General features: G+C 39.4%; 13 protein-coding genes. 7 read left to right on the top strand and 6 right to left on the bottom strand.

The genetic code is table 11. The features are described 5' to 3' along the window. Nucleotides 1-136: 136 nt before the first annotated feature. The 3 genes from QPX86_RS13680 to QPX86_RS13670 form a co-directional block, all read right to left on the bottom strand. The gene (locus tag QPX86_RS13680; protein WP_285163015.1) at nt 137-1,219 is read right to left on the bottom strand and encodes a hypothetical protein; all 1,083 of its coding nucleotides are present in this window, start codon (nt 1,217-1,219) and stop codon (nt 137-139) included. Between the two features lie 81 nt (nt 1,220-1,300). After that, nucleotides 1,301-5,590, bottom strand: a complete 4,290-nt coding sequence (locus QPX86_RS13675) for an EAL domain-containing protein (RefSeq protein ID WP_285163014.1) — start codon at nt 5,588-5,590, stop codon at nt 1,301-1,303. Nucleotides 5,591-5,862: 272 nt separating this feature from the next. After that, on the bottom strand, nt 5,863-8,676 hold the full coding sequence (locus tag QPX86_RS13670; protein WP_285163013.1) for an insulinase family protein: 2,814 nt from the start codon (nt 8,674-8,676) through the stop codon (nt 5,863-5,865). A 192-nt stretch (nt 8,677-8,868) separates the two neighbouring features. Between QPX86_RS13670 and sixA the strand changes: the two genes are divergently transcribed. Next, a complete protein-coding gene (gene sixA, locus QPX86_RS13665) occupies nt 8,869-9,342 on the top strand; it encodes a phosphohistidine phosphatase SixA (RefSeq protein ID WP_285165171.1) in 474 nt (157 codons plus the stop codon). 85 nt (nt 9,343-9,427) lie between these two features. Here sixA and smrB read toward each other — a convergent pair whose 3' ends face one another. After that, on the bottom strand, nt 9,428-9,955 hold the full coding sequence (gene smrB, locus QPX86_RS13660) for an endonuclease SmrB (protein ID WP_220754928.1): 528 nt from the start codon (nt 9,953-9,955) through the stop codon (nt 9,428-9,430). Between the two features lie 80 nt (nt 9,956-10,035). On the opposite strand from smrB, the gene prmB reads away from it, so the two are divergent. The 6 genes from prmB to QPX86_RS13630 all read left to right on the top strand — a co-directional run bounded on the left by prmB (nt 10,036) and on the right by QPX86_RS13630 (nt 15,507). Next, nucleotides 10,036-10,980: a 50S ribosomal protein L3 N(5)-glutamine methyltransferase gene (gene prmB / locus QPX86_RS13655; protein WP_220754929.1), complete on the top strand. Its 945-nt coding sequence runs from the start codon at nt 10,036-10,038 to the stop codon at nt 10,978-10,980. A 42-nt stretch (nt 10,981-11,022) separates the two neighbouring features. Next, complete coding sequence (gene aroC / locus QPX86_RS13650; protein WP_220754930.1) at nt 11,023-12,117, top strand: chorismate synthase; 1,095 nt, start codon at nt 11,023-11,025, stop codon at nt 12,115-12,117. Further along, complete coding sequence (locus QPX86_RS13645) at nt 12,118-13,290, top strand: MFS transporter (RefSeq protein WP_220754931.1); 1,173 nt, start codon at nt 12,118-12,120, stop codon at nt 13,288-13,290. It begins immediately after the preceding gene. A gap of 55 nt (nt 13,291-13,345) precedes the next feature. After that, the gene (locus tag QPX86_RS13640) at nt 13,346-14,536 is read left to right on the top strand and encodes an ATP-NAD kinase family protein (protein ID WP_285163012.1); all 1,191 of its coding nucleotides are present in this window, start codon (nt 13,346-13,348) and stop codon (nt 14,534-14,536) included. A 3-nt stretch (nt 14,537-14,539) separates the two neighbouring features. Beyond that, entirely contained in the window at nt 14,540-14,815 is a 276-nt protein-coding gene (locus QPX86_RS13635) for a YfcL family protein (protein ID WP_220754933.1), read from the top strand. 125 nt (nt 14,816-14,940) lie between these two features. Further along, nucleotides 14,941-15,507 carry an RNA methyltransferase gene (locus QPX86_RS13630; RefSeq protein WP_220754934.1) on the top strand — a complete coding sequence of 189 codons (567 nt, stop codon included), beginning with the start codon at nt 14,941-14,943 and terminating at the stop codon, nt 15,505-15,507. Nucleotides 15,508-15,509: 2 nt separating this feature from the next. Here the strand turns inward: QPX86_RS13630 and QPX86_RS13625 are convergent, their stop codons facing one another. Beyond that, nucleotides 15,510-15,971, bottom strand: coding sequence for a hypothetical protein (locus tag QPX86_RS13625; RefSeq protein WP_285163011.1), 462 nt, complete (start codon nt 15,969-15,971; stop codon nt 15,510-15,512). Between the two features lie 86 nt (nt 15,972-16,057). Continuing rightward, the gene (gene mnmC, locus QPX86_RS13620; protein WP_285163010.1) at nt 16,058-18,064 is read right to left on the bottom strand and encodes an FAD-dependent 5-carboxymethylaminomethyl-2-thiouridine(34) oxidoreductase MnmC; all 2,007 of its coding nucleotides are present in this window, start codon (nt 18,062-18,064) and stop codon (nt 16,058-16,060) included. Between the last annotated feature and the right edge of the window lie 25 nt (nt 18,065-18,089).

The raw sequence follows: 18,089 nt of genomic DNA, 5'->3' as shown, positions 1-18,089 counted from the left end.
TGTTCAAGCTTAACTCCACCAAGCTTTTGCTTTAATTACTTCTAAGTGTTCTAAACCTTCTGGTAATTTAACTTTTTTACGCTGTGGTTGTGCAATACCAAGAGCTTTCTTTAAAGAATTAAACATAATGACTTCCTTAAGCGATGATTGAGTTGCTGAATTTAATGTTGGGAAGACCAGCTACTTGAGTGTCAACAAACTTGATGTTGGGTAGGCCTGCTACTTGTGTGTCAACAAACTTGATGTTTGGTAGGCCAGCGACTTGTGTGTCAACAAACTTGATGTTGGGTAGGCCAGCGACTTGTGTGTCAACAAACTTGATGTTGGGTAGGCCTGCTACTTGTGTGTCAACAAACTTGATGTTGGGTAGGCCTGCTACTTGAGTCTCAACAAACTTGATGTTGGGTAGGCCAGCGACTTGTGTGTCAACAAACTTGATGTTGGGTAGGCCTGCTACTTGTGTATCAACAAACTTAATGTTTGGAAGACCAGCGACTTGGGTATCAACAAACTTAATGTTTGGAAGACCAGCGACTTGGGTATCAACAAACTTGATGTTGGGTAGGCCAGCGACTTGGGTATCAACAAACTTAATGTTTGGAAGACCAGCTACTTGAGTGTCAGCAAACTTGATGTTGGGTAGGCCTGCTACTTGAGTGTCAACAAACTTGATGTTGGGTAGGCCTGCTACTTGAGTGTCAACAAACTTGATGTTGGGTAGGCCTGCTACTTGTGTATTAACAAACTTAATGTTTGGAAGACCAGCGACTTGGGTATCAACAAACTTAATGTTTGGAAGACCAGCGACTTGGGTATCAACAAACTTAATGTTTGGAAGACCAGCTACTTGAGTGTCAGCAAACTTGATGTTGGGTAGGCCTGCTACTTGAGTGTCAACAAACTTGATGTTGGGTAGGCCTGCTACTTGAGTGTCAACAAACTTGATGTTGGGTAGGCCTGCTACTTGTGTATCAACAAACTTAATGTTTGGAAGACCAGCGACTTGGGTATCAACAAACTTAATATTTGGAAGACCAGCGACTTGGGTATCAACAAACTTGATGTTTGGTAGGCCTGCTACTTGAGTGTCAACAAACTTGATGTTTGGCAGACCAACCGTTTTTACCATTTCAGGATGTACTGAAGGAAGAACTTCCATTGTATTGTTAGCAGCAGAAGTAGAAGTTAAAAGTGCAGCTATGATAATTCCGTTAATCATTGTTTTTATCTCTCAATTCAGGGTTAATAAAAAGTTTTTTATTTGACGTCTGAACTGCTAGCTGCACTTGTTGTGCCAATGTTAACTATTGATACGTTTTTTCTCTTGTCTGTTGAAATTTACATTTAGTAGCGCAGTGAAATCTTTCTCGGGTACGGGTTTACTGAAAATGTAACCTTGGATCTCCTCACATTTAAGCGCTTTTAAAATGTTAAGTTGTGCGTCATCCTCTACGCCTTCACCAACCACAGATAACCCCATGTTATGCGCAATAGTAATGATACTATCTACCATTTTTAAATCACGATCAGATTTACTGATGTCATCGACAAAAGATTTATCAATTTTTAGACAGTGAATAGGGAAACGTTTCAAATAGGATAATGATGAATAACCAGTACCAAAATCATCCAGCGCTAATGTGACTCCCATTTTGGCAAGTTGGTTCATGACCTTAATCGCGTTTTCAGGGTTTTTAATAATCGTGCTTTCAGTAATCTCAAGTTCCAAATGACAAGCAGGTAGTTTGGTTAACTGTAATACGCTTGAAATACGTTGTTGAAGATCAGGGAGGGCGAACTGTCTGGAAGACAAGTTAATCGCAACACGGCCGTTAAAGATACCTTGTTCACGCCATTTCTGCGCCGCAAAGCATGCTTTTCTTAAAACTAAATCACCGATTTCAACAATCAGGCCATTTTCTTCCGCAAGAGGAATAAACTCATTGGGAGAAATAATGCCGTGTTCAGGGTGGACTAGTCTTACTAATGCTTCCATACCGACAAGGTTATCTTCTTTTAGGTCAACTTTTGGCTGATAGTAGACTTCAAATAAATCTTCCTTTAAACCTTCTCGAATTAAATTTTCAATTTCAAGCTGACGTAAAGCATTTTGGTTCAAAGATTCCGAATAGAATTGATAACGGTTACCGCCACCAGATTTTGCGTGATACATAGCGATGTCTGCTTTACGCAGTAGAGCTAATTCATTTTGTTCATCTTCAGGGTAAAGCACAATACCAATACTTAAACCGACTACTAGTGATTCATTGTCTATTTTAAATTCTTCTTTTAAGGCATCTATAATTCGAGATGCAATCGCGGCACAAGAACCAATGTCAGGGTTATGGTCGATTAATATTGCAAACTCATCACCGCCTAAACGATATAAGCTTACGTGTTTTGGCACATTATTTTGAATGCGCTTCGCCACATCCACTAATAGCTCATCGCCTATTTGATGACCTAAAGAATCATTAATGCGTTTAAAGTTATCTAAATCTAAAACCATTAAAGTATGGTGAATGTCTTTTTTGACTAAATTGTTTAGCGTGACTTGTAAACTAGAACGGTTTGGTAGACCGGTTAAAATATCACTGTTGGTTAATTTTCTAAGTTCTTCTTCTTGCTGTTTTCGTCGGGTAATATCTGAGAAAACACCAACGTAGTGAGTTGTTTCGCCTTGTTGGTTATAGATGGCATCTACTGTTAACTCCATTAAGAAGTGGCTACCATCGCCTTTATTTGCTTCTAATTCATTACTCCAGCGACCTTGCTGAGAAAGGGAGGCATGTATTTGGTTTGTGTAAGACTCAGGGTAACGTCCAAAAGTAAATAAACCGCCAATAAACTCTTCTCGAGATTGGTTTGTTAACTCACAACAAGCGTCATTGACTTCAACAAAACGATATTTTTCATCTAAGATAAACATCCCTTCGGAAATATTTTCAATTGCACGTTCGAATAATCGTAACTGTTCTTCTGTTTGTTTAAGGTTATTGATGTTTTTAATGGTACCCGTCATTCGAACAGGATTTTCTTTGTGATCTCTTTCTACAATTTTTGCTCTATCTAAAATCCACATCCACAGATTTTCGCGACTTTTTACACGATAAGCCACTTCAAAATGGTCTGTTAGACCTTTAAAATGGTCGTTTAACGCAGTTTTAACGCGATTTTGGTCTAAAGGATGGATATTACTTTCTTCACCTGGTTTACCTGAACGTTGTCCATCTTGAGGAAATTCTAGTGTTCCCCAAATATTAGAGCGGTAAATCTCGCCAGTCTCTATATCCCAATCCCACATTTCATCGCCACTTCCCCAGAGCGATAACTTTAATCTTTCTTCACTTAATGCAATCTGTTTTTGTATTTCACGTCGTCGTAAAACTATTTTAGTTATGATAAAGAACAATATAAAGCCAAGTAAAGTATATGAAAGTTTAGCTTCGAAAGAGTAGTACCAAGGTGGAGTGACAGTTATTTGAATGGTTTTTGTTTCACCTTGTTTTCCTGATAATTTATTAATTGCGTAAACATGGAAATTGTATACTCCTGAAGAAAGGTTTGTGTATGTTGCTGAGTTAATGTTCTGTGAAGGAAGCCAATTATCATTTAGACCTTCCATTTGGTAATAAAACTCAAACTCTTCTAGCGGCTGGCCTGGAGTTACAAAAGTGAATGTGAATGGGTAATCGGAATACTTTAAAGTAATATTTTTTTGTTTATTTATTGGCTGTGTAAGAATCCCACCATCAATGCTTTCAGATACATTAAATAATAAAAAATCAATCAGTGCAGCATTTGTACTACCAGAAATCAAAATCTCATTATAGATTTCATTTGGGTTTACAATACTTAAACCTTTAGCTCCGCCAAATAATGAGTAATCGCCAATTTTTATTGAAGCTAGGGAGTTATAATCAGCTTGAGCGCCATTTCTAGTTGTTAACTTGAGATTTTTAAAGCTCGTTTTATTGGTTATGTTCAATTCCATAGCGGAAGCTGAAACTAAAAAATTGTTAAACAGTTCAATCGAATAAATTAGTTTGTTATGTTTGAATATTTCTTTTAACTCATTGGTTTCTATATTCAATCTTAGTAATGAATTTCTGGTACCAAAATAGAGTTCATTTCCGTCGAATTTTAAGGTGGTAACCATACTCTCCGAGAAGATTTTATCTGGTTTACCATTTTTAATTCTAAATAATCCTCCCTGAGAGGCTACCCATAACTCATTATTTCTCTCAATTAAATCAAATATAGGGTAACGTTCTCCAGTAGTTAGTGTTTCAACCACTGTGGAATCCTTTACTACAAAAATTTTACCGTTAATTGTTGAAGCGAAGATATAATCTTTATTTTCACTCAACTTTACATTACTTATATGTCTGTCAAGTATTTGAACGGTATTTAAGGTGGATAAATCAGTTTTAGTTAAACCTGTAATATTGCCTGTGTATAGATTATTATTTAATACTCTTATTGATTTTGGGCCTGAAGCATTCTCAATTTCAATTGAGTAAAGGTACTTTAAAGATTTGTCTAACACTCTAACGTCAAGAGAGTCAGTAGCAAGGAATATATTGGTTTCAGTTTGTGTCGCAGCCCAAATATTATCTTTTATAAACTTTGAACTTTTAATTAAATTTCTGTTTCTATCAATTTTTATTACGCCCAAGTTTACATCAGTTATAAATATCGCTGATTTGGTTTCTTTTATATATGGACGTTTTCTAGATGCATCTTGATCAATGAAACCAATTTTTTTAATAGTGTTATTTTCGTCAATTCTAACAATATCTGAATCAATAATAGAAGTTAATTCATTACCTCCTCTAGAAGGCTCTAAGTACGTCATAACAACATCGGAAATTTTTTCTTTATTGTTATTTTTAATGCTAAATAAACCATCGTTTGTAGATATAATTAGCCGATTAGATATTAGACCTATGTCATTTGACTTATAGGCTATGGTTGATAGTTTATTATCTTCTAATTTAAAGACTATTCCATTATAATTTCTTATATATAAGCTTTCTTCAATCTCAACAACCTTTTTAACTTCTTGTAATACTTCGCTATTAAAGTCCCATAAAACTCTTGTTAAACTTTCATTAAGAATTAAAATTTTGTTGTCTAGACCAATGACCACACCTTTAGAAAGTGCAGATATAGACCATATCGCTTCTGTTAATGGCTTGCTATCGACTTCTATTGAAGAGAAAGTTTCTGAGGTATCATTGTATAAAGCTAACCCTAAATCCGTACCAACAATAAGCCTATTTTGACTATCTACGAGTAAACTTTTAATGAAAGAGCTGGGTAAATTTGAATTATTATCTTCGGCAAAAAAGTGTTTGAAATTTGTACCGTCAAAACGGTTGAGTCCATTAACGGTACCTAACCATACAAACCCATCTTTATCCTCAACAATACTAGTTACAGTTACTTGAGATAAACCATCTTCAGTATTATAAATCTCTGTATTAAGTGTCAGATCATAATTTGAACCAGAATCAGCAAAAGCAAGGCTCGTCAATGCATGAGCAAGGAGAAATGTACAAATTAACAACCGACTTATCATTTGCATAAACAGGATACTTTTATCTTCTGTGATTTAGAATTATTCAACGTAATACTCCACTTTTTCAGAAAGTTAATACTTTGTCAAAAATTGGTAAGAATAAAAAAAATATATTTCAACACTCTGTATTAAATTTATACAAACAATGGCTTACAATGATTAAAAATCATCCTAAATAGACTCCATTTACTTCATAAGGCAGTTTTTTACACTGTAAAAAGCACCGATGATGATAATTTTATAAATTCTGTAAAAATTTTTAAACGTCTTGTAAATCACTAGAATTCAAACTTATTGGCATCTTGTTTAAATCCTCTTAAGTCCGTAATCACTTGCGCTGTAGGCATTGGCTCTAATTGAGTGTGTTGCTCACCAGCACTAAACATCACTAATCTGTCACTGTGTTTACTGCGCATATTGCTCACGATAAACTTAATAAGGTCTGCACGAGTAAATTTCTTGATTTCTTCAACGACTCTTTCTCGCTGTTTAAAGTCATAATCTCTATTGCCAAGGCAAACCCAGTAACGCTGACTTCTACTTTTAAGGTTGGCATCTTTTTCCAATATTTGATTAATTAAGCCTAGCTTAGTCGTTTCCCATTGCTCTTTTGTAATTTGCATTACTGCATAGTTAAAGTCAGCGATAAATTCATCAATGGCTTCGAGTAATTCGCGAGGTCCGGTAGTTGGTGATTGTATGTAGAATATCATCCCTGGGTGGCGATTAAGTGGTAGATATCCTGTTCCGACCATGTAACCAAGCTGTTTTTCTGTTCTTAGTTCATGAAAAAAAGTAGACGACATTGTGTGGTTTAGCAAACTAAATAAACCAACAGTATTAGCTGTGGTTTCATTTGACTGATAGTAAACGATGATTGCACTGTCTTGATGTTCAACAGAAAGTTCACGCATTAACGTGCCTCTGTCACTAAGGTTTATCAGTTCGCGACTGGACTCAGAGCTTGGCTTTGTGACTAAAGATAGAACCTGCTTTAATCGTTTTGCGAGTTGCTGAGTCTCGCTAACAAGCCAGTCGCCATAAACTAAACCTTCTACATAAATTTTCTCGTAAAATGCACTCACATGATCGTGAAGCTCATCTAAGGTGACATCTTCGAGCATCTCTGCCATTTTCGCGGGCTCATAAGAGCGTTTTTGTAGTGTGACTGTAAGGCTAGTAAATAGTTGAGCAATAGGCTTAGCTTGAGCCACGTTAGTCCAACTTCTTAGTAGCTGCTTTTTAATGAGTTTAAAGCGCTCTTGAGTAAAATTACGCTCTCTTGCTTTTTCAATCACTAAAGCCAATAAGGTTTCTTGATTACCTGTAAAGCCGGTTAGATGTAGAGTTATACCGCCTTGATGAGGGTATATGTTGTAATTAAGCCCAGCAACTTCAGCTTGATAAGTTGATTCTGTTAAGTAATCTAAAACCATCTCAACGTATAACCGCGTTAATGCAGCATGTTTAGGTGTTGGGCTCGCATTTTCTGAATCCAAAGAAAGGTACAAATGGCCTTTAGGTACGTTAAATTCATCATCTTTACGATGCCAAATTCGATAACCTTCATCTTCAGCAACCACAACAGGTACATCACTGTTACTGGCTTCGTCACGAGATTGTGGATTATTCACAATAAACGGGTTTTTTGTTGGTAGTGACAATTCTGCTCTAGGTTTTGCCTGTTGCCAATGGGCTATTTTCTCAGCAGGAATATCTTCAACTGAGTAGGGGGTAAAATACCATTTAGCTTGCTGGTTAGTACTGACTTCTTTGGAAACCAACTGAGTACGCATATTGGATGGGGAGAACATCTCTAATAAGCTTAATGCTTCTTCAGGATTTAACCCATCCATACGATAGTCGCCAAAGACAATATCTTCGACCTTATAATGCTGCATGTTGATGCTTAAATGGCTGGCTAAATCGAGTATTTTTATTTGCTCTTGATATTTAAAGGCTGTAGATAACAGACTTGAACGTTCATCATAACGCCAAGGTTCTATTCCTGAAGTGCGTATTAGCTCAATATATTCAAAAGTACATTCAATAATCGTATCGACTTGCTGAAGCCCTTTCTCTGTGAGCTGAATACTGATGCTGTAATCTTTAAAGTTGTAGCCATTGACGCCACCACCTGCTGATAAATTATTGGCATAGCCTTGTTCTTTTAAATAAGACAGCAAGCTACCAGGGCTTTCATTGCCTAATAAGTGGCTGATAAATGTAAGTGGTTTACGTTGGTAGAATGGCTCAATACAAGGAAGGGCAAAACTGATATTTAATCTTTTTTGGTCTTTCACCGGTGAGATATTGATGTGTTTAAGCTTTGCATCTTCATGAAGATAAGGCACATCACGATAGTTAAGCTCAACATTTCGATTATTGATTTGGCTGAAAAAGTGTTGTGCCAATTTAGCCTGAGCATCCAATGAAAGTGGAGAAACTAAACAAAGCGTCATAATATTTGCGCTGTATTTCGACCGATAAAAGTCTAGAAGTTCCTGTCTGACTTCTGCTTCATCCCCTGCAAGGGTCTGAAGGTTGCCCACTGAAAACTTACTAAAAGGGTGTTCGGGATTAACCGACTCTTTTTGAACTTGATAAACACGTCTAATATCATCTTTTAGTTTTAAACTGTATTCAGAGTCGATGGCATTCCTTTCTCTGTCAACAAGATCTAAATCAAATTTTGGCGCAATAAAAAATTGGCTGAATCTATCTAATGACTCTTCGAAGTGTTCGGAATCGATACTATAGAAAAAATTGGTTTGTTCTGTGCCAGTCCAAGCGTTATTTGAGCCACCATGCTGGTTGATAAATTGATGATATTCGCCAGAATCAGGGAATTTTTCGGTGCCTAAAAATAACATGTGTTCTAGAAAATGAGCCATGCCAGGGCGAGAAATTGGGTCATCAAAATGGCCTACAGAGACTGTCATGGAAGCAGCCGCTTGTGTCGAAGTGTTATCCTCAACGAGTAAGACCTTTAATGCGTTATCGAGCTCAATATGGCGATATTGGCGATGGTCATTTGGGCTAGTAACGATGTTATTTTTTGCATCAAGTGCTGTGTCTGGCTTTATGGTCAAGATAATGCTCCAGATAAGAAGGCTTGTTATATATTGATCTCGTTGACGACTTTTAGCAAATATCTAATGAAAATATCGACTAAAGACTAATTAATTTTACTTCATTGATACTTTGTAGATGGCCTTTTTAAGGCTACAATTGAAAAACAAACACAATAATAATGAGTGGCGACAATGAGCAGCAATAGAAGTATGCAGCTATTTTTGATGCGACATGGTGAAGCAAGCTTTGATGCACCATCTGATAGAGAAAGAATGCTGTCGCAATTAGGCCGCATTCAATCTAATGCCATGGCAAACTGGCTAACTGAAAAAGTCGCTAGTGTAGATTTAGTGATTGTGAGTCCTTACTTAAGAGCTCAGCAAACGTGGCAAGAGGTCGCTAAACACTTACCAGAGCCGAATAAGTGGTTAGTTTTAGATGATATTACGCCTTCAGGAAGCCCACAAATTGCTGTTGATGCGATTTTGGCTTATGCAGAAAATTATGACGCTAACAAGGTGTTAGTCATTGCTCACATGCCCATTCTAGGTTACATGGTCAGTGAATTAGTCGCCGGAATGGAACCACCTATTTTTGCCACTTCAGCTATCGCGTCAATTGAGCGAAATGAACATGGCGGTCATTTTGAATTGATGCAAACCCCTACGCAAATGAGTGCTTAAATCTAGTTTCAGTCATTTTGTAAAGTGTGAAGTCTGTGAGTGCTTGGTTATCGAAATACCGAGCACTCATAAACTGTTATTAAAATTATCTTCGATGAGCATGGTCGCCAATATCAACCAAGATGAGTAAAGCTGCATCAGCGCCCCATTCTTTAGGTGCTTGATGAAAAGCTTTCACTTTTGGGTGCTGTGCGAGCCACATAGGTAGTTGTTGCTTTAAGATCCCAGAACCGTAACCATGCATCACGCAGCAGCAAAGAATATGTTGTTTGACACATGCCTGCAGTAGCGCAGCTAATTCAAGTTTAGCTTCAGCTTGGCGCATACCATGTAAATCAAGTAATAAATCAGGCTGATAATCTCCGCGACGTAATCGCTTCAACTCAATTTTTTCAACGCCTTCGTTCAACCAGCGCATTGGCCCTTCAACAGGCAAGATAGGTTGATAATTATCCGAGAAATAACTATCAGCATATACTTGCTGCTCTTTTATTTCGACTTGTTGTTTGGATTTGACCGACTGCTTAAAATGGTGTTTATCTTGATTTAACGGTTTAACGCCGTCAAATTGCTCTGAAAACAGCGCAAAGTCAGGATTATTTTCTTTATTCATAGCGCTATTGTATTGAATTCTAGGTCATCTTAATAGACTTCAGTTACAATGGTCAGGAACAATTTTTCAGGAGTTATGTTTTGGATAAAATCTTTGTAGATGAAGCTGTCACCGAATTAAGAACCGTTGGCGATATGTTGCGTTGGGCTGTGAGCCGTTTTAACGATGCTAACATTTATTATGGGCACGGAACTGATAATGCTTGGGATGAAGCTATTTCTTTGGTTTTCCATGCATTACATCTTCCTGAAGAAATCGGTCAGCAGGTGGTTAACTCAAACCTGACTAGCAGTGAAAAACACAAGATTGTTGAATTAATTATTCGTCGTGTACGTGAGCGTTTACCGGTTCCATACCTAACCAACAAAGCCCGCTTTGCTGATCTAGAGTTTTATGTTGATGAGCGTGTGTTAGTGCCACGCTCACCAATAGCTGAAATGATCAATAACGGTTTCAGCCCATGGCTGTACAACAAGCCAGTGTCACGTGTTATGGACTTATGTACTGGCAGTGGGTGTATTGCTATTGCATGTGCTTATGCGTTTGAAGATGCTGAGGTTGATGCATTGGATATCAGTGAAGACGCGCTAGAAGTTGCTCAAATTAATATTGAATCATTAAATGTATTAGACCGAGTTTTTCCCATTCAATCTGATATTTTCTCATCGATTGAAAAAGGTCCACATTACGATTTGATCGTATCGAACCCACCATACGTAGATGAAGAAGACATCGGCGATATGCCTGATGAATATCGTCATGAGCCAGCTATAGGCTTAGCATCAGGTCGTGATGGGTTAGATTTAACCAAGCGTATTCTTGCTAATGCAGCAGATTATCTGACTCCTGATGGTTTATTGGTTGTCGAAGTCGGCAATTCGATGGTGCATTTGAACGAGCAATTCCCAGATGTTCCATTCACTTGGGTCGAGTTTGAACATGGCGGAGACGGTGTGTTTGTTCTTACCTATGATCAGCTAGTTGAAAATGAATCACTTTTCGCCATCTATAAAGATAGTGAATAATAACGATTAGAAAAATATATCACGTTGAGGTAATCAGATAGCATGTCGGGAAATAGCATAGGTCAGAATTTTGTCGTAACGACTTTCGGTGAAAGTCACGGTGTTGCATTAGGTTGTATTATTGATGGCTGCCCACCAGGTCTTGAACTGACGGTTGAAGATATGCAGCACGATTTAGATCGCCGTCGCCCGGGTACCTCACGTTATACAACTGCGCGCCGCGAACCTGATGAAGTACGCATTTTATCTGGTGTTTTTGAAGATAAAACAACAGGTACTTCAATTGGTTTGTTAATTGAGAACACTGACCAGCGCAGTCAAGATTATTCAAATATCAAAGACTTATTTCGTCCAGGTCATGCTGATTACACTTATCAGCAAAAATATGGTCTACGTGATTATCGTGGTGGTGGACGTTCATCTGCCCGTGAGACTGCGATGCGTGTAGCAGCCGGCGCCGTTGCTAAAAAATACCTTAAACAAGTTCATGGGATCGAAATTAACGGTTACATGTCCCAACTTGGGCCTATCTGCGCTGATTCGGTTGACTTAAATGAAGTAGAGCAAAATGCTTTCTTCTTTCCTGATGCCTCTAAATTAGAGCAACTTGATGAGTACATGCGTGATTTAAAAAAATCAGGCGACTCTGTCGGGGCTAAAATTACTGTTGCAGCAACAGGAGTTCCTGTTGGATTAGGTGAACCAGTATTTGACCGACTAGATGCTGATATAGCTCATGCACTCATGGGTATTAACGCGGTAAAAGGGGTTGAAATCGGTGACGGTTTTGGCGTCGTGACCCAAAAAGGTTCAGAAGGTCGCGACTTAATGTCTCCAGCTGGGTTTGAGTCAAATCATGCTGGCGGCGTTTTAGGTGGCATCTCTTCTGGTCAGCCTATCGTTGCTCATATAGCGCTAAAACCAACATCAAGCATTTCAGTGCCAGGGCAAAGTATGACAGCACAAGGCACAACGGCTGATGTTGTTACCAAAGGTCGTCATGACCCTTGTGTTGGTATTCGAGCAGTACCTATTGCAGAAGCGATGTTAGCGATTGTTCTTATGGATCACTTGCTTCGTCATCGCGCTCAAAATCAGGATGTGGTTTCTCAAACCCCTGTTATCGGTATGAAATAAATGCCTAATGCGTTATCTGCTGAGCCTAACGTCCGTTGGCTCAGCGCTTGTTACTTTTTCTTTTTTTCAATTCTTGGGTTAATGGTTCCTTATCTTGGTGTCTTTTTTGATAACCGAGGCTTTAATGCGCAAGAAATTGGATTTCTGATGGCGATACTCATGGGGACGCGCATTATTGCGCCTAATGTATGGGCTATGGTGGCTGATAGAACGGGAATGCGTTCTGAATTAGTCAAATTCGGTTCAGCTGCCGCTGCGATAACCTATATCAGCTTTTTCTTTGACGGCAGCTTAACGTATCTTGCCTTAAGCCTGATGGTCTATACCTTTTTCTGGAATGCTATTTTGGCCCAACTTGAAGTCATTACTCTTGAAAGTTTAGGGGATGAATCGCATCGTTACGGTGCTATACGAAGTTGGGGAAGTGTAGGTTATATTTGTTTAGTGATTTTCGCAGGCTTTGCAATTAGTGAGTATGGGGCTGAAATTGTGCCATCAATTGGCATGGTGCTATTTGTGGGTATGTTTCTATGTGCCTTAGCCTTACCAAATAATAGAGCCTCACTTGGCGATGCCGCCTCTAGACCTCCTCTGAAGTTAACTTCTCCTATTATTTGGTTCCTGATTTCTGCGATTTTATTACAAATGAGTGTTGGGCCATTTTATGGTTTCTTCGTTTTGTATCTTAAACAAGCAGGATACTCTGAGGGCGTAGCAGGGCTGTTTGTGGCTTTTGGCGTGGTTGTTGAAATCTTAATGTTTATGCTAGCGCCTAGACTGCTGGGGCGATTTGGCGTGAAGATATTATTGATTGTCAGTATTGCTTTTACAGTATTAAGATGGGTTTTGCTTGCCTACGGGGTCGATAATCTTTTGCTCTTGTCTATCAGTCAAGCATTACATGCATTCACTTTCGGCTTAACTCATGCTGCGTCGATACAGTTTATTCATCGAAATTTTGATATTGCTCATCGCAGTAAAGGCCAAGCCTTATATGCTAGTTTAAGTTTTGGCTTAGGTGGCGCGATAGGGATATGGATAAGCGGAATGATATGGGGCGACGGTTCAGGCTCAGGCCAAACCTGGTTGTTTGCCTCTTTTTGTGCACTACTATCGTTAATCGCAGCTGCTGCGATTAAAGAGACAAAACCAAATAGTCAAAGCACTTGTTAGTTTTGATATTAGATTTACACATCTGATTTAAGGTAAAAATAAAGGATTCATTGCAGTGAAGCGTTTTAGATTAGGTTTGATTATTAACCCATTGGCAGGATTAGGTGGCAGTGTCGGTCTGAAAGGCTCTGACAATGTGGCGCAATTGGCGTTTGAAAAAGGCGCTGAGCCCAAAGCAGGTCTAAGAATGCAGCAAGCCTTGGCTGTCATCGAGCCGTTTAAAGACCAAATTGATATAATTACGGCTTCAGGCGATATGGGGCAAAACCTTGCTGTTGAGATGGGGTTTTCAGTCACTTGTATTCATTCATATCAAGCTAATGATACTGCTCTGCAATCATCCGACTCAAATCAATCATCCTCCGTATATCAATCATCTGCTGATGATACGCAGCAGGCTGTCAAAGCTCTTTTAAATGAATCGTTAGATTTATTGTTGTTTGCTGGCGGAGATGGCACGGCCCGTGATATTTATGCCGTAATGGATGACTCATTACCTGCACAATTGCCCGTTTTAGGCGTCCCTGCAGGCGTGAAAATTCATTCTGGCGTTTATGCCATTACCCCACATGCAGCGGGTATCGTCGTCAGTATGTTGCTAAAACGCGAGTTAGTTAGCTTGATGAGCGCCGATGTGATGGACATTGATGAACAAGCTTTCCGGCAGGGCACGGTTAGAGCAAAACGCTTTGGTGAAATGCTAGTACCTGCCGAGCCGCGTTACATTCAAGCGGTAAAAATGGGCGGTAAAGAAGTGGATGAATTAGTTCTGGCAGATATTGCAGCAGATGTTATTAATCAAATGGAAGATGAGCTTTATATTATTGGCAGTGGCTCAACGGTTGCCGCAGTGATGGAAGACTTGCATCTCGACAATACCTTATTAGGTGTAGATGTTATTCAGCATCAACAACTTATCGCATCAGATGTAACGGCAAAACAGTTACTTGAATTAACTGAAGACAAACCAGCAAAGTTAGTAATTACCCTCATTGGTGGACAAGGGCATATTCTCGGTCGAGGTAATCAGCAACTATCGCCACAGCTGATTAAACGTATTGGAAAAGACAATATTATTATTCTAGCAACAAAAACTAAGTTAAAAGCACTTGAAGGAAGGCCATTAATTGTGGATAGTGGCGACCCTGAATTAGATAGTGCGCTTGCTGGTTATTATAAAATTACCACTGGATACCACGATTACGTGATGTACCAAGTCGCCAACCCAGATTTATCGGAGAGTTAGAGCATGTTAGAGAAGTACGATGCGGCATTAGAAGGTTGGATTGAACATACAGTTGCCAATGGTGATGATGACGCGCTATTTGCAAGTGGTTACTTACAAGGCCATATCGCAGTGGTTTTTTCTCAGCTTGAACAAGAACAACTTAGCGGTATTGAAGCGTTAGATGAAAAAATGGTTGATTGTTTGGCACTGGCTAACGATGAATTAGAACAAGCAGACTTTGAATTAGTGCAAAATGCTTGGCAACAATTACGTCAAATTATCAGCGATATCAAATAACGCGATATTACGTAAGCTCAGAAATGAATTAAGCCCCGATATCAACTAAACACTAGTTATTAATTAAGCATTAGTTATTAACTAAGCACTGATATTAAATATATAGTAAAAGTAAGTGATATTGCATGACTGAACAAATCAATACTATCGATAGTACCCTCGAACACTCAAGGGCTGCTATTGGTCTTGTTAACCCTAAAACCCCAGTTAACGTAGGTGGTATTATGCGCGCTGCGGGTTGTTATCAAGCAAAGTCAGTACTTTACACTGGTAATCGTTACGAACTTGCTGCTCGCTCAGGCGAAGCGCAATATGACGTTGATACTAAAAATGCAGCCAAAACGATTCCGTTAACACGGGTGGAGTCGTTGCTTGAGCAAGCACCAGAAGGTGCTAAAATTATTTGTGTTGATTTAGTGGTTGGTGCCACGCCGTTGCCGTTATTTGAACATCCGCAAAATGCTTTTTATATCTTTGGCCCTGAAGATGGCACCATTCCACAGCAAATTATTGATGCTGCAGATGACGTTGTATATGTACCGACTGTGGGATGTATGAATCTGGCGGCATCGGTCAATGTATTGTTATATGACCGTTTATCAAAAAGTGCCCAAGTAGCGGCTGATGATGAGCTTATTCGTGAGAGTCGCGATAATAATAATCGCACCAAAGTCAAAACTTGGCTCAAATAGCGTTAAGCTGGTTTACTATGTTGCTGAATAAAATGGTCAAGTTTAACTTGGCCATTTTTTTGGATTATTTCGGCTTCAAAGCATTGCAGTATGGCGGTCTCATGGGCGGCGATTAAATCAAATACCTCCTGATTTTCTGTACAGTCTTTTGCCCATTGACGGTATTCTGCCTCAAAGGGTTCCACCCAAGTCTTTAGAGTTTGCAGTAGTTCAGTCCACTCTAACCCCAGCCACTTCTGTGCATCTTCATGGCCTTTCTGTGTCATTTTATCGACTGGGTAGCTAAAGCGTTCAGATTGCTTTAACAGGTATGATAATAGTAACTCAGCAGTTAGTGTTTCTACTTCAACAAGCTTATTCCAAAGGAGCTGACGTTGAGGGTTTTGTTCTACATTCTGAAATAAAGTAAAAAAGGCGATGCCGTACAACTCGCCTAAATAAGCTTGGTGGATCCTTTGGTTCATAATACTTCCTATAGCAAGTTTCGGGTATGGATGTTAAGTGAGTTTTCATCATTTTGCTGACTGAAGACTTTAGTTAAATTAGAAAATTAGACCATCAAAGATTTGCCTTTGAGTAACTTTCTTAACCACATGCGATTGGGGTTTAACATTGCGAACATGTCGTAACTGATTGGCGGCGTTTGCTCGCAAATAATGGAGGCTAATGCCTCAGCAGCTAGCGGCCCTGAACTTAACCCTCTTGATCCTAACCCACCTAAAACGTATAAACCTTGATGTGAAGGTGCGCGGTGCTGGCGCCAAAATTTACGACTGGCAACAGTGAGTTGATGGTCTGCTAATGGCTCAGTGTGATATTGCGCGAATATGCTATCGATGTCTGGCGCTAATCCCATCATAGGGCAATGGTCTCGAGTGACCATTCGTACGCCGACTCTAGCTTTTTCATCTGAAACATCCACATCATTTACCCAATCCCTGTCGGGGAAACTATGATGCATTTTTTGAGCGTTCTCTCGTTGTTCATCAGGACAGTAATCAAGGTTGTCAGGTGACTTAACGTAACTTGCCCCCACACAATGATGCTGGTTATTTTCAGGGGTGAGGTAACCATGAGCGCAAATTACCGTTTGTAATTCGGCAAGTTTACCTTTTGAGGGAATATGGCTCACTTGGCCGCGAAACCCTGTGACTTGCAGTGAACGAGTTTGTGCAAACTCCGTTAGCTGCGCGCCTGATGCTGCAACAGCTATGGGGTGTTCATAATGCTGCGTACCTAACTCATTATGCTCCGTTGAGGTTAGTCGCCAAACTGAATCTGTTTTGGTTAATGCTGAAATCTTGCAGTTAAGCTTTACAATCACTTCATTGCCTTTACTTGAGGCTATTTTCTGTGCTTGTTTTATTGCAGCCACTGCAAACTCTTGGGGGCAAATCCAGCCTGCTAACGGGTAATAAAATGCGGGCTTATCTATTTGAATATTGGCAAGCTCATTCGCTTTGGCGGAACTTACGGAAAATGCTATTTCGTTTGGCCAAGGCTGACCATCAATAATCTTATTTAACCTTGCATCACTACGTTCATCAAAGCCCGTTTGCAACACGCCGCATAACTGATGATCTATTTGATGGCCCGCAGCAGTTAACTCCTCTAAACGGCGACGACTGTACAAAAAGGCTTGTTGAAAGTATTGGCTCATTAAACCGTTATCGGGAGTTAGAAGTGGGTAAATAGCCCCTTGTTTGTTACCTGATGCGCCATCAGCCAGCATTTGGTCCTTACAATAAATTGTGACATTTTTACCTTTTTCAGCCAGTGACAAAGCAAGGTGAGCGGCTGCAATGCCACCGCCTATAATCGCAATGGACTCATTACCATCTTTAGCGGGCAAATTTTCGTGAGGTAAACAATAGGCATACTCGCTTAATAATAATTGGCGAAGTGCTTTTCGCTCACATAGGGGAATTTCATTATTAAGCAGTTTTAAAACGCCATTTTCACGTTTCTGCGGATTTGAAACTAAGGTAAATCCAGCACTCTCAGCGTAATGGACTAGCTTTGATGGAGCATTTCTTTCATCAAAAGTGTAAAAGCTAGCACTGTCGAGGCTGATCCTACCCATTTGCCAGAATAGCTTTTGAGTGAAGTGTTGATCTAAATACTCTTCTTGCGTCGTATGAGGTAAGCAATGCCAGTGCTCTAGCTGGCCTTGTTGGCTAAAAGGAAGAGTTTGAATGCTGTTGTGTAGATTACCAAAGTAAACATCAACAACAAATTGACCTTGGTTAAAACTGAGCCGCTGGCATCCGTTAATATTGGCAATAGAGGATGTTGTTAATTGCACAACATAATCATGCCAAGGGGAAGAAAGAGTTGTTAATTCATGACTTGTTACATCTTGGGTCAATTGAATCTGAGCTTGTTGAATCAACTGACTTAGTTCAAATGCATTAATGCTGTATGCATCAAATACACTGAGGTGGATCGATTGGCTAAATTGTTCAGATAATTGCCAAAGCAGCATGACTTCCATGCCAATTCCAAACCCAAGCTGACCAATACACAAGGTTTTGTGAGAGTTTGGCTTATCTGACAAGACAGTTTCATAATAATGCCTTATG

It is taken from the genome of Shewanella goraebulensis (assembly GCF_030252245.1).
GTDB classification, from domain to species: Bacteria; Pseudomonadota; Gammaproteobacteria; order Enterobacterales; family Shewanellaceae; genus Shewanella; species Shewanella goraebulensis.
The sequence above is the reverse complement of the archived record's forward strand: the minus strand, read 5'-3'. Positions and strand labels throughout refer to the sequence as shown.

Bases quoted from the DNA above. Each gene is read 5' to 3' on its own strand.
- aroC (WP_220754930.1), top strand. From the start codon at position 11,023: ATGTCGGGAAATAGCATAGGTCAGAATTTTGTCGTAACGACTTTCGGT.
- QPX86_RS13625 (WP_285163011.1), bottom strand. From the start codon at position 15,971: ATGAACCAAAGGATCCACCAAGCTTATTTAGGCGAGTTGTACGGCATC.
- QPX86_RS13675 (WP_285163014.1), bottom strand. From the start codon at position 5,590: ATGCAAATGATAAGTCGGTTGTTAATTTGTACATTTCTCCTTGCTCAT.
- QPX86_RS13680 (WP_285163015.1), bottom strand. From the start codon at position 1,219: ATGATTAACGGAATTATCATAGCTGCACTTTTAACTTCTACTTCTGCT.
- smrB (WP_220754928.1), bottom strand. From the start codon at position 9,955: ATGAATAAAGAAAATAATCCTGACTTTGCGCTGTTTTCAGAGCAATTT.
- sixA (WP_285165171.1), top strand. From the start codon at position 8,869: ATGCAGCTATTTTTGATGCGACATGGTGAAGCAAGCTTTGATGCACCA.
- QPX86_RS13635 (WP_220754933.1), top strand. From the start codon at position 14,540: ATGTTAGAGAAGTACGATGCGGCATTAGAAGGTTGGATTGAACATACA.
- QPX86_RS13630 (WP_220754934.1), top strand. From the start codon at position 14,941: ATGACTGAACAAATCAATACTATCGATAGTACCCTCGAACACTCAAGG.
- QPX86_RS13645 (WP_220754931.1), top strand. From the start codon at position 12,118: ATGCCTAATGCGTTATCTGCTGAGCCTAACGTCCGTTGGCTCAGCGCT.